General features: G+C 42.7%; 9 protein-coding genes. 7 read left to right on the forward strand and 2 right to left on the reverse strand.

The features are described from left to right. The first annotated feature begins 7 nt into the window (after positions 1-7). The gene (locus DBR43_RS32120; RefSeq protein ID WP_233603304.1) at positions 8-2,260 is read left to right on the forward strand and encodes a BamA/TamA family outer membrane protein; all 2,253 of its coding nucleotides are present in this window, start codon (positions 8-10) and stop codon (positions 2,258-2,260) included. Between the two features lie 8 nt (positions 2,261-2,268). Then, positions 2,269-3,255 carry a YihY/virulence factor BrkB family protein gene (locus tag DBR43_RS32125; protein WP_124587453.1) on the forward strand — a complete coding sequence of 329 codons (987 nt, stop codon included), beginning with the start codon at positions 2,269-2,271 and terminating at the stop codon, positions 3,253-3,255. Here the strand turns inward: DBR43_RS32125 and DBR43_RS32130 are convergent. Then, positions 3,252-5,192 carry a DNA topoisomerase IV subunit B gene (locus tag DBR43_RS32130; RefSeq protein WP_124587454.1) on the reverse strand — a complete coding sequence of 647 codons (1,941 nt, stop codon included), beginning with the start codon at positions 5,190-5,192 and terminating at the stop codon, positions 3,252-3,254. The two genes, DBR43_RS32125 and DBR43_RS32130, sit on opposite strands and share 4 nt — an antisense overlap. 112 nt (positions 5,193-5,304) lie before the next feature. On the opposite strand from DBR43_RS32130, the gene DBR43_RS32135 reads away from it, so the two are divergent. The 5 genes from DBR43_RS32135 (at position 5,305) to DBR43_RS32155 (ending at position 11,096) form a co-directional block, all read left to right on the forward strand. Further along, entirely contained in the window at positions 5,305-6,675 is a 1,371-nt protein-coding gene (locus DBR43_RS32135; protein ID WP_124587455.1) for an APC family permease, read from the forward strand. A gap of 36 nt (positions 6,676-6,711) precedes the next feature. After that, complete coding sequence (locus DBR43_RS32140) at positions 6,712-8,058, forward strand: MFS transporter (protein WP_124587456.1); 1,347 nt, start codon at positions 6,712-6,714, stop codon at positions 8,056-8,058. A 111-nt stretch (positions 8,059-8,169) separates the two neighbouring features. After that, complete coding sequence (locus tag DBR43_RS32145) at positions 8,170-9,516, forward strand: DEAD/DEAH box helicase (protein WP_124587457.1); 1,347 nt, start codon at positions 8,170-8,172, stop codon at positions 9,514-9,516. A gap of 647 nt (positions 9,517-10,163) precedes the next feature. Beyond that, a complete protein-coding gene (locus DBR43_RS32150; protein WP_124587458.1) occupies positions 10,164-10,655 on the forward strand; it encodes a BON domain-containing protein in 492 nt (163 codons plus the stop codon). A gap of 18 nt (positions 10,656-10,673) precedes the next feature. Next, the gene (locus DBR43_RS32155; protein WP_124587459.1) at positions 10,674-11,096 is read left to right on the forward strand and encodes an SH3 domain-containing protein; all 423 of its coding nucleotides are present in this window, start codon (positions 10,674-10,676) and stop codon (positions 11,094-11,096) included. Between the two features lie 163 nt (positions 11,097-11,259). Here DBR43_RS32155 and DBR43_RS32160 read toward each other — a convergent pair whose 3' ends face one another. Then, positions 11,260-12,501 (reverse strand): SAM-dependent methyltransferase, encoded by a 1,242-nt coding sequence (locus tag DBR43_RS32160; RefSeq protein ID WP_124587460.1) that lies wholly within the window; start codon positions 12,499-12,501, stop codon positions 11,260-11,262. Between the last annotated feature and the right edge of the window lie 4 nt (positions 12,502-12,505).

The following is a 12,505-nucleotide window of genomic DNA, read 5'->3' on the forward strand; positions in this document are numbered from 1 at the left end:
ATTATTTATGATTTCGTGTTTGATGGTCGCTGCCTGCAGTACGACCAAACACTTGCCTGAAGGAGAAAATCTGTATGTAGGTGCTTCGGTGAAAATCAATCCGGATTCTACCGGAAAAATCAAGGACGAAAAAGGAATCAAAGGGGTTTTGGAAAGCAAGACCAGACCGCTTCCCAATAGTTCCGTTCTGGGTTTTAAGTACAAGCTGTTCTTTTATAACTTAGCGGGTGAGCCTACGAAAGAAAAAGGGTTCCGCCACTGGTTACGCAACAAATGGGGCCAGCCACCGGTATTGGGAAGTCAGGTGAAATTGAAATATAACAATGATGTACTGAGAAGTTACCTTAGCACTATAGGTTATTTACAGGCAGAAGTGACTGGTGATACCGTTATTAAGAACAAAAAGGTGAAGGCCATTTATACTGCTCAGACGGGTACGAGGTATAAAATAAATAAAGTCAGCTTTCCCAAAGACAGCACAGGAATCGCGGCCAACATCAATAATAATTCTTCTAAATCCCTCTTGAAAGCAGGCGATTTTTATGATTTCGAAACCATCAAAAATGAACGGATCAGAATTGACAACGACCTTAAAGAAGCTGGTTATTTTTACTTTAGTCCGGATTTTCTATTGATACAGGCAGACAGCACGATTGGAAAAAACATGGTCAATCTCTTTGTAAAAGTTAAAGAAAGCACGCCTGATGTTTCAAAAAAACCATACACGATCAATAATATTACGATTTATCCGAATTACAATTTAAGGGGCGATTCGAGCATTAAAGCGAGCAAACCAATATTGTACAAGGATTTTAAAATCCTGGATCCTAAGAATACGTTTAAACTCGGGGTATTCGACCGACTGGTATTCTTCAATAAAGGAGAAACGTACAACAGAAGAGACCATAACCAGTCTTTAAACAGGATGGTCAACATCGGTACTTTCAAGTTCGTAAAGGCCGATTTTATTCCGGTAGACAGCTTTAAAAACAATCAACTGAATGTGGACTTCTACTTAACCCCATTAAAGAAAAACTCCTTATCCTTCCAGGTCACAGGAACCAGTAAGTCGAATAACTTTGTTGGGTCAGAGGTAAAGATCACACAGACGACAAGGAATGTCTTCCGTGGGGCAGAGCAACTGGAAGTCAGTGCCAGTGGTGGTTTTGAAACGCAAATCAAAGGGGGCCAATCGAAACAAGGGAATTCTTATTCTCTAACCGGCCAGGCAAAGCTGAGCTTTCCCCGCTTCCTGATTCCTTTTTTCAAATTCAACAGTACGAATGCCTTTATTCCAAGAACGAACATTATGGCTTCATATCAGATCCTGAGCAGGATTGATTATAGCCTGAATGCCATCAAAGCAGAATTTGGGTACAACTGGAAAGAAAGTGTTTTTAAAGAACATACCTTTAATCCAATATCGATTAACTATGTACAATCAAATATAAAGAACGACACTGTATTGACCAGAAATCCTGCTTTAAGGACTTCGTTAGAGCCTCAGTACATCATTGGCTTAAACTATAATTTCACCTACAATGATCAGGTAGACAACAGCCGCAGAAACAACATTTACTTTTCAGGAGATCTGGAAACGGCGGGAAATTTAGCTGGTTTAGTCACTTCCAAAAATGATCTTGGAAAGAAAACCTTATTCGGGACCGCCCTCTCTCAGTTTATCCGTTTGGAAGGCGATATAAGAAATTATTACAAGGTGAATAAAAATGTAACCTGGGCAAGCAGGTTTAACCTGGGTTATGGCTATACTTATGGAAACAGTACTTCCCTTCCTTTTGTACGTCAGTTCTTTGCCGGAGGTAGTAGTGACATCAGGGCATTTGGAGCCAGGATCCTTGGTCCGGGAAGCTACAAAGTTCCGGATACCCTGGGCTTCAGAGATCAGGGTGGCGACATCAAGATCATGTTAAATACAGAGCTCCGGTTCAAGCTCTTCAGTATTTTTTATGGCGCCTTATTCGCTGATGCCGGAAATATCTGGTTAAGAAAAGATGATGCAACAAGACCGGGGGCAAAATTCAAATTCAATAGTTTCATGGATGAAATCGCAGTAGGTACAGGAGCGGGATTAAGGGTAGATGCCTCCTTCTTTGTCCTGCGCCTGGACGTCGCTTTTCCCATCCGGAAACCATACCTTCCTGAAGGGAAAAGATGGGTCATTAACGACCTTAATTTCGGCGATAAAGCCTGGAGAAAAGAGAACTTAATCTTTAATCTTGGGATAGGATATCCTTTTTAAGCGAACATATGAACTTTATAAAAAAAATAATCAGCTTTCTTAAAGCTACGGGGAATCTCTTTATTGCAGCCGGAAAGGGTTTCATTGAGGACAGAGTGATGAAACTCAGCGCTGCATTGGCTTATTACACGATATTTTCCCTTACTCCGCTAATCATCATTATCATTTCTGCCGCCAGCTTATTTTTAGGCGATAACATGGATCCCAATACCAAATTATTTGGTGAGATCAGCGAGCTGGTCGGCAATGACGCCGCCAATCAATTGCGGAGCTTTGTCAACAATGCCAATTATTCGGGTAAAAGTACCTTCGGACTGATCATCGGGATTGCCACACTGGTGATTGGTGCGACTGCGATATTTATTGAAATCCAGGATAGTATTAACCTGATCTGGAAAGTAAAAGCTGTTCCCAAAAAAGGCTGGAAAAAATTCCTGACCAACCGATTATTGTCCTTTTCACTCATTGCTTCTCTGGGCTTCCTCTTACTCGTTTCTCTGGTGGTGAATAGCATTGTGGTTGGACTAGGCAATAAGATCGCACAGTATATCCAGATTGAAGAAGTATCAGAGATCATGATGCTGGTGGTTACCAATGCCCTTACGCTTGCGGTAGTGACCTGCATCTTTGCGATTATATTTAAGGTCTTGCCGGATGTCCGGATCAGATGGAAACCTGCCATCGTCGGCGCGCTGTTTACAGCACTCCTGTTTGGCCTGGGTAAATATGTGATTGGAATTTATATTGAGAAAGGAAACCCGGGTTCTCCCTTTGGCGCCGCCGGATCAATTATTGTGATCCTGCTGTGGATTTACTATACTGCGATTATCCTGTACTTTGGTGCGGAGTTTACGCAGGCTTATGCCGAGAAGTATGATCATGGAATTGCACCGAGTAAATATGCAGTGCTGACCAGAACTGTTGTGGTAGAGAGTGAAGCAGAAACCCTTCCACCACAACATCCGGAAAATACCATAGATGTGGAAAAGGATTAAGCCGATTCCGCAACTATGGATTCATCATCTATATTTTCTTCATCTACGATATCATGACTAACCGCAGCTGTAGCTGCACTTTCGTCTGCGGATACCAGTTCCTCTATGGTGTCTTTCTCTACCCTTAGGTTTCTGATGATGTGTTTTTGTCTGTCAGGTGTATTCTTACCCATGTAGTATTCCAGCAAACTCTTAATCGTCTGATCTTTCAGGATCACAGGATCTAAGCGGATGTCTTTACCAATAAACAAACCAAACTCATCAGGTGAGATCTCTCCCAACCCCTTAAAACGGGTGATTTCCGGTTTGTTACCCAGTTTGGCGATTGCAGCTTTACGCTCGTCATCACTATAGCAATAAATCGTTTCCTTTTTATTACGAACGCGGAATAATGGAGTCTGAAGGATATATACGTGTCCTGAACGAACCAGGTCAGGAAAAAACTGAAGGAAGAAAGTCATCATCAGCAACCTGATGTGCATTCCATCGACATCGGCATCGGTAGCAATTACAATGTTGTTATAATGCAATCCATCTAAGCCATCTTCAATATTTAAGGCGTGTTGTAAAAGGTTGAACTCCTCATTCTCATACACTACTTTTTTAGTCAGCTCATAACAGTTCAAAGGTTTTCCTTTTAAACTGAATACCGCCTGGCAATCCACATCTCTTGATTTGGTGATGGATCCCGAGGCAGAATCTCCCTCGGTAATGAATAAGGTAGTGTCGTATCTTTTTTCATGGGTGCTGTTGAAATGCACCTTACAGTCTCTTAATTTTTTATTGTGCAGGGATGCTTTTTTAGCCCTGTCGTTGGCCAGTTTTTTAATTCCGGCAATGTCTTTACGCTCCCGCTCCGACTGAAGGATTCTTTTCAATAAAGCATCCGCAACATCCGTATGTTTGTGCAGGTAATCATCCAGTTCTTTCTTTACGAAATCATTGATGAAAGTCCTTACAGAAGGCCCGTCTGGTCCCATATTCTGTGAACCCAGTTTTGTCTTCGTCTGCGACTCAAACACCGGCTCCTGAACACGGACAGAGATCGCCGCAATGATGGATGCCCTGATGTCTGCAGCATCGTATTCTTTCTTATAAAACTCTCTGATCGTTTTTACCACCGCTTCTCTGAATGCGGCCTGGTGCGTACCGCCCTGAGTGGTATGCTGTCCGTTTACAAAAGAATGGTAATCCTCACCATACTGTTGTCCATGGGTCATGGCAACCTCAATATCGTTTCCTCTCAGGTGAATGATCGGATAACGAATGGTTTCTGCACCTGCATGTTTATGCAGCAGATCATACAATCCACGCTCAGAGAAATATTTATCTCCGTTAAAATTGATGGTCAGCCCTGCATTCAGGAACACATAGTTCCAGATCATGCTCTCCACAAAGTCAGAGATATAGTGATAGTTTCTGAAAATACTCTCATCCGGATAAAACGTAATGGCAGTACCATTTCGCTGGGTAGTATCAATGATCGGATTGTCGATCACAATTTCCCCTTTCGAGAATTCCACCTTTTTAGTTTTATTATCGCGGTAAGATTGAACAGAAAAACTGGTGGACAAGGCATTTACTGCTTTTGTACCGACCCCATTCAAACCTACAGATTTCTGAAAGGCATTGCTGTCATATTTACCCCCCGTATTGATTTTGGAAACACAGTCTATCACTTTCCCCAAAGGAATTCCACGACCATAATCCCGCACATTTACTTTTTGATCGGAAACAGTGATTTCTATGGTACGTCCGGAGCCCATTACAAACTCATCAATAGAGTTGTCCATGATCTCTTTAAGCAATACATAAATCCCATCGTCCTGCGCAGAACCATCGCCAAGTTTACCGATATACATACCGGGACGCAGTCTGATGTGTTCCTTCCAATCGAGCGAGCGTATACTATCTTCGTTATAATTCGGTTCAGCCATGATGTATGTGTGAGTAGATTTACAAATTTAAGCTAATATGCCGGGGAATCAACCACAAAGTTTCAACAAATACACATTTTCCTGTATCTTCAAAGAATAAAACCGACATCCTATGCCGCCTAAGAAACAGCTCTCCCTCTTCGACTTATCTATGATTGTGGTGAGCCTGGTCATAGGAATGGGAATATTCAGGACGCCGGTAAATGTGGCCGCTGGCGCACAGGTCGCTGAACTGTTCTATTCTGCCTGGATTATAGGCGGATTGGTTGCACTTTGCGGTGCGCTGACCTATGCTGAAATCGGCTCCAGGTTTCCGGTAACGGGCGGCTACTACAAAATCTTTTCCGCATTTTACCACCCCTCCATTGCCTTTGCCATCAATTGTATCATTGTCGTTTCCAATGCAGCTTCCGTTGCGGGCGTTTCCATTATAGGTGCAGAATATTTCAGTAAAATCATCCTCCCTCTGGAATTGCAGACCGAATTTTACAGGATTGTTATTGCAGCGATCACCATCGCCCTGTTTTATGTATTAAACCTGATGGGCTTAAAGGTTAGTGCCAAGACCCAGAATGTACTGTCTATCATCAAGATTGGGATGGTACTCGTCCTGATCTGCGCTGTTTTCATGGGTCCGGGAGCGGAGAACATCAGCAGCAGCCTCCCCGCGTTTAAGACAACAACAGGGATTCCACCCAGCTGGACGGACTACGGAAAAGCTTTGGGCATCTGTCTGATTGCCGTCTCCTTTACTTTTGGAGGTTACCAGCAAGCCATCAATTTTGGCGGGGAAACCAAAGAAGCCAATAAAGTTATCCCAAGGGCAATTATGACCGGCCTGGCCATCATCATTGTTTTATATATGTCAATCAATTATGCCTATGTAAAAGTCATCGGCTTCGAGCAGCTAAAGACTGCGGAAAGCATTGCTGCCATTCTTGCCGGAAAGATTTTTGGTCCTGCAGGATTTACCGTACTTTCCTGTCTGATCTATTTTTCAGTACTCGGCTATGTCAATGTTAACCTGCTGAGCAACCCAAGAGCAATGTATGCCATGGGAGAAGAAGGGGCACTCCCGAAAATCTTCAAAAAAAGAACTAAAAAGAATGAAGTGATGTTTGTGAGCCTCAGCGTATTTGCCATCATCTCTGTCTTCACTCTGTTTTACGCCCAAACCTTCGATAAAATCCTGAACTACACCATCTTTTTAGACTGTATCGGAATGGCAACCTCCGCAGCAACGATCTTTTTTCTGCGCAAACGGACGGCACACCTGGATAAAAAGACGATATACAGCATGAAATTCTATCCGTTACTGCCACTAATTTTTATTTCGGCTTACTCCTTCGTAGGCATCAGCATTTATCTGAATGACCCGGAAGCAGGCAGAAATGGGTTGTTGATCTTTGCAGGATTTATCCTCATCTATTTCGTCAACCGCTTTTTTAATGGGAATACAACACAACAAAATGAACAGAACTAATCACTCCTCTATAGCTACCGAAGCCCTTTATTCATTATGCCGATAAAACAATTGCCCCTAAAAAAAGAAATCGCCTACGCTGCCGGGATGATGGGCTGGAGCATCATGACCAATATCATTATCGTCATGCTACCCTATTTCTATCTCCCACCCAACAATTCAGGTTTACATCCTTTAGTGCCTCAGCTCCTGGTCTTCGGGGCTTTTAACATTTTGTCTCTGATTGCCGCCTCAGGAAGGTTATTTGACGCGATCTACGACCCTTTCATTGCCTCGCTGAGCGATGGCAGTCAAAATCCAAAAGGCAGAAGGATCCCTATTATGAAATATGCGATCATTCCTGCAGTCATCTTCTGCGCCCTGGTCTTCTACCCGCTGGTAAAAGGAGAAAGTGTAACCAATGCCTGGTGGCTTACTTTTGTACTGGCCGGATTCTTCATCTCTGTAACCACTTATATCATTCCCTACAATGCTTTACTGGCCGAACTTACCCATAGCCCGGACCAGAAAGTACGGTTATCCACTTATCAACAGGTGGGCTTCGTATTTGGAATGATCATCGGTGCCTTATGTAATAATTATGCAGATTTGATCCAGGATCTTTTCCAGGTTACCGACCGCGCTCAGGCTTTGCAGTATACCATCTGGGGTCTGAGCATTTTCTCTGGCCTGGTGATGATCCTGCCGATTATATCGATCGATGAAAAGGAATTCACAGAAGGAAAACCTACACATATCGCTTTACTTCCGGCCATTAAAAATACGTTTAGGAATGCCAACTTCAAGTATTACCTGATTTCCGACTTCAGTTATTACATCGCTCTGAGTATCATTTCCAGCGGCTTACTCTTCTTTGTGACCGTACTGCTGGGCCTGCCGGATTCCGATGGTGGAAAGTTCATGGGAATCATGGTGCTCCTTTCCCTGGTATTTTATCCTTTTATCAATTATGGTTCAAAAAGATTCGGAAAGAAGCCCCTCGTTCTGGTTGCCTTTGGCGTGCTCAGCCTGATATTTGTCACCATTTTTTTCCTGGGGAAACTCCCCTTTTCCCCTACGATGCAAATGTACATTCTGGTGGTCTGTGCATCCTTCCCCCTAGCCTCCCTTGGAATTTTACCCAATGCCATCCTTGCCGATATAGCCCAACAGGATACCCTGGAAACTGGTGAAAACCATGAAGGCATGTTCTTCGCGGTAAAATACCTCTTTGTAAAGTTAGGGCAAACGATGGGTATTGCCATTTTCGCCATGCTGACGGTCTATGGTAAAGACCCGGGTCATGATTACGGACTCCGCTTAAACGGAGTGGTAGGCTTTGTCTTATGTGTCCTCGCTTTATTGTTTTTTAGCCGCTTTAAAGAAAACAAACCCACTAATTAACAGACATTTAAGTATAAATTCATGGAACACATAAAAGCCAAAAGTTATATGTACCTTTGACGGGAAACGATATTCTTTCGTTTCATTATTATACATTAAAATACAAACACATTGTTATTCGAAGAATTAAACCTGATTGAGCCCATTTTAAAAGCGCTGCAAACAGAAGGTTATACGCAACCGACCCCCATACAAGAACAATCTATCCCAACCATACTTCAAGGCAGAGACTTATTAGGATGTGCACAAACCGGTACAGGTAAAACTGCTGCCTTTGCCATTCCTATGCTTCAGCTTCTGAGTAAGCCACATACCAACACTAAAGTTCATAAAGCCATCAAAGCATTGGTATTAACACCAACGCGGGAACTGGCCATACAGATTGAAGAGAGCTTTAAAGCATATGGTAAAAACCTTCCGATCCGTCACCTGGTGATCTTCGGTGGTGTGGGACAAAAAGCACAAACAGATGCCCTTAACCGTGGTGTAGACATCCTGGTTGCCACTCCCGGCAGATTATTAGATTTGATGAACCAGGGTTTTATCAACCTTCGCGACATTGAAATCTTTGTTCTGGATGAAGCAGACAGAATGCTGGACATGGGTTTCATCCATGATGTTAAAAAGGTAATCGCAAAGCTTCCGCTAAAAAGACAAACTTTATTTTTCTCGGCAACCATGCCGCAGGAAATTCAGAAACTTGCAGATACCATCCTGACAAGTCCTTTAAAAGTAGAAGTGACTCCGGTATCTTCTACTGCAGAGAAAATCAAACAGGAGATGTATTTTGTAGCAAAGAACGATAAGAAAAACTTATTGATCCATATCCTGCAAGATAAAACGATCGAAACGGCATTGGTGTTTACCAGGACCAAACATGGTGCTGACCGTATCGTAAAAGACCTGATCAAAGTAGGCATCAGAGCTGAAGCCATCCACGGAAATAAATCGCAAAATGCCAGACAAAGGGCATTAACGAACTTCAAAGCAAAAACAACAAGAATCCTTGTGGCTACCGATATCGCTGCCCGCGGAATTGACGTTGATGAGCTTGCCCATGTGATCAATTATGAATTGCCGAACATTCCTGAGACTTATGTACACAGGATCGGTCGTACTGGTCGTGCGGGATTAAGTGGAACCGCCCTTTCTTTCTGCGATGCAGAAGAAAAAGATTTCCTTAAAGATATTGAGAAACTGATTGCACTGAAAATTCCGGTAACGGAAGATCATCCTTATGCCATGAGCTGGCAGAGCCTGATGTCAGCTGCTGCTGAAAAACCTAAAGCTAAAGGTCAGGGTGGAAATCCCCGCGGACAGGGAAGCAGAGGGAATGGAAGGCCTTCAGGTGGAGGTCAAGGGGGCGGTCAACGTGAACCTAACCTGAGCGGTGCTAAAAGAACTCCTAGTAGCGGAAGCCGCAGGTGGAGCTCTAAAGGTAGCAAGCCCAAAGCATAAAAGGGGGCGGAATTCTGCTCCAATCTAAAAATCAAGTATACTAATCGAAGATTGAAATCTTTTGCCCTGAAAAAGGGCAAAATTTTCTAGATCTTCTCTTAGCATACTTGATTTTTTTATTTAATGCGGTAATTTCCCGAGGGGACAAACTAAACAGGGAGCTGAAAGGCTGGAGTAAATCTATTAAAGGCAGTTTTATTAGCGTGAGGCTATTAAGGTCTATTCATTGCCGGGTCATTGGAGAGAGATTATTAGGGGTAACCCATCAGAAGCTGATTTATCAAAGCAGAATATTTAAGAGCAACCCCTACCCCAGGAAAATTTACCAGGGCTAACTTATTAAAAGTAGCCATCAAAGATCAGTTAAGTTCATTTCCGGCAGTTCAACAACTCATATTATATTTTAAACATTGGTTCGAATGCCAGGGACTATTTAAGTAAAATTGGATTTCCTGATCCCGCCGCGTTCTTGCTTTTATCACATTACCCCGTAGTCTTATTCCCGCAAAAGACTAATTCCCTGTACTCTTTCAAAATTTATTTCTGAAAAAATCATTAAAAAAACATTTTTGTTAAACTTTTTTTAACATCAGACGTTAAGTATTTTCTATATCTTGTATATAGTTAAAAACAAAATCTATCAAAAAATGAAAAACTTTATGAGCAAAATGATGGCTCTTGTAATGGTTGTAGCCTTTATGGGAGCTACAGTTACCGGATGCAAAAACAAACCGAAAGATGCAGACCTTAAAACTGCGGTGGAAACAGCAATACAGGCCAATCCAAAACTAAGTGCTTCTGGTGTGACTGTTGAAAAGGGAGTAGCTACACTTTCCGGGCAGGTTCCTGATGAAGCAACTAAAGAAGAACTGGGTAAAGCCGCTGCTGCAGTCCCTGGTGTGACTTCTGTTGTAAACAACCTGACTATTGCGATTACCAACGTTGAAATTGCTGCGGACAGTCCATTAGCTATCGCTGTAAAAGATGCTACAAAAGATTTCCCAACCGTTACGGCAACTGTAGCCGATGGCGTAGTGACTTTAAAAGGAGAACTTCAAAAAGCCAATCTGCAGAAACTGATGATGGCATTAAATGCATTGAAACCTAAAAAAGTTGACAATCAATTGGTGATTAAATAATTCAGGAGGAACATAAAAATGGCTTTACAAGAAAAATATAAAGAACTGATAGACGCTGCAACAGCTGCAGGCGTAAACGAATTAAACGTACGTGAGCAAGATGGTGTTTTATACATTGATGGTGCCACAAGTGGCGCAGTAAAACAGCAGCTATGGGATACATATGAACGCCTTGATCCCAATTACGCATCAGGTGATGTCGTGATGAACATCAACAGCGTTGCAGGCGTAGTAGAAGGCAGTAAACTAAAAGTAACAACCAACAGTTCTAACCTTAACATCCGTAAAGGTCCAAGCACCAATGATGACATCGTTGGCAAAGCAGCCAGACACGAAGTGGTTACCCTGGTAGGAAAAGAAAACGACCAATGGTGGCTGATCAAAACTGATCAGGGAGAACAAGGTTACTCATTTACACAATACCTTACCCCTGTTGAATAAAAAAGAAAATAAAACCCGGAAAAAACAGCCTTACTATTAACGTTGGGTTTTGCTCCGGATAAGAACTGCTTCCTCAGAGAAGGCATAGAAAGATTTTGCCCCTTCAGGCAAAAGATTTCAGCCATCGAAGAGTGATGCAGTTTTTTCTTTTTTCCGATAAGAACTACTTCCTCTGGGTATTGTTTGGCCTCACATACACCATTTGCATCACATTAATATTCCTCATGGCAAAAGCAGCCTCACAATAACTAAAGTAATAATTCCATTTCCGTATAAATTGCTCATCAAATCCCAATGCTTTTACCACCTCGATATTGTGGTTAAACTGTTCAAACCAGATCTGTAGTGTACGGGCATAATCCAGGCCTAAGTCTTTAAGCTCTACCATTGTCAAATCACCTGTCCGGTTAACAGACTGATTAATCTTAGCAACCGAAGGGAGTAAAGAGCCTGGAAAGATATGTTTCTGAATCCAGTCGACGCCTTTACGCAGGCTATCATACCTTGAATCCGGGCTAGTGATGACTTGCAAAGCAAAGATTCCATCTTTCTTCAGCACCTCGTGACACTTACGAAAGTATTCCTCATAATAATGATGTCCTACCGCCTCCAGCATCTCGATCGACACAATCTTATCAAACGTTCCTTTGAGGTCCCTGTAGTCCATAATAATCACCTCCACCTGCTCAGAAAGTCCCTCTTCCATCACCCGCTGCATTGCGAACTGCTGCTGCTCTTTAGAGATCGTGATTGAGGTGACCTTACAACCGTAGTTCTTTGCCATAAAAATGGCATTTGCGCCCCATCCGCTACCAATTTCCAATACATGATCCGTAGACTGCAACCGGAGCTGATCACAAAGGCGCTGATACTTGGCATCCTGAGCTTCAGCGAGGCTCAGCCCTTCTTTATAAAAATAACCGCTGGAATAAGTCATAGAGGGGTCGAGAAAGGCTGCAAAGAAATCGTTGTTCAGGTCATAATGTGCGGAGATGTTTTTTTGCGATCCGGAAATGCTGTTTGCACGGCTATTGTGGTAAAGCCTGTTGAGCCATTTCAAAAGATTTAACGCGATTTTTTTACGTCCGCTCCCCGATACAGATGGTGCATTGTCTATGTTGAGCAACACCCATTTAATGACATTGGTAATATTATCTGTTTCCCATAACCCATCTGAGTAAGCCTCTCCAAAACCGATATCGCCATACCAAAACAGGCTTCTGAAAAACTCGTCATACTTAATCTGAATATTTGCGCTAATTCCCTCCTCAGCATCACCAATCTCAACTTCCTCCCCGCTGGGAAGGGAGATGGTCAGGCATCCTTTTCTCATTTTAGAAAGGGCATTCAGCACCATTTTCTCATAGAATCCGGATTTATTTTTTACAACAGAAAGCGATGGCATATAG

The organism is Pedobacter sp. KBW06, assembly GCF_003852525.1.
Classification (GTDB): Bacteria; Bacteroidota; Bacteroidia; order Sphingobacteriales; family Sphingobacteriaceae; genus Pedobacter.

Excerpts from the sequence above, each read along its gene's own strand:
- DBR43_RS32130 (WP_124587454.1), bottom strand. The coding sequence starts at position 5,192 with ATGGCTGAACCGAATTATAACGAAGATAGTATACGCTCGCTCGATTGG.
- DBR43_RS32120 (WP_233603304.1), top strand. The coding sequence starts at position 8 with ATGATTTCGTGTTTGATGGTCGCTGCCTGCAGTACGACCAAACACTTG.
- DBR43_RS32135 (WP_124587455.1), top strand. The coding sequence starts at position 5,305 with ATGCCGCCTAAGAAACAGCTCTCCCTCTTCGACTTATCTATGATTGTG.
- DBR43_RS32140 (WP_124587456.1), top strand. The coding sequence starts at position 6,712 with ATGCCGATAAAACAATTGCCCCTAAAAAAAGAAATCGCCTACGCTGCC.
- DBR43_RS32125 (WP_124587453.1), top strand. The coding sequence starts at position 2,269 with ATGAACTTTATAAAAAAAATAATCAGCTTTCTTAAAGCTACGGGGAAT.
- DBR43_RS32150 (WP_124587458.1), top strand. The coding sequence starts at position 10,164 with ATGAAAAACTTTATGAGCAAAATGATGGCTCTTGTAATGGTTGTAGCC.
- DBR43_RS32160 (WP_124587460.1), bottom strand. The coding sequence starts at position 12,501 with ATGCCATCGCTTTCTGTTGTAAAAAATAAATCCGGATTCTATGAGAAA.
- DBR43_RS32155 (WP_124587459.1), top strand. The coding sequence starts at position 10,674 with ATGGCTTTACAAGAAAAATATAAAGAACTGATAGACGCTGCAACAGCT.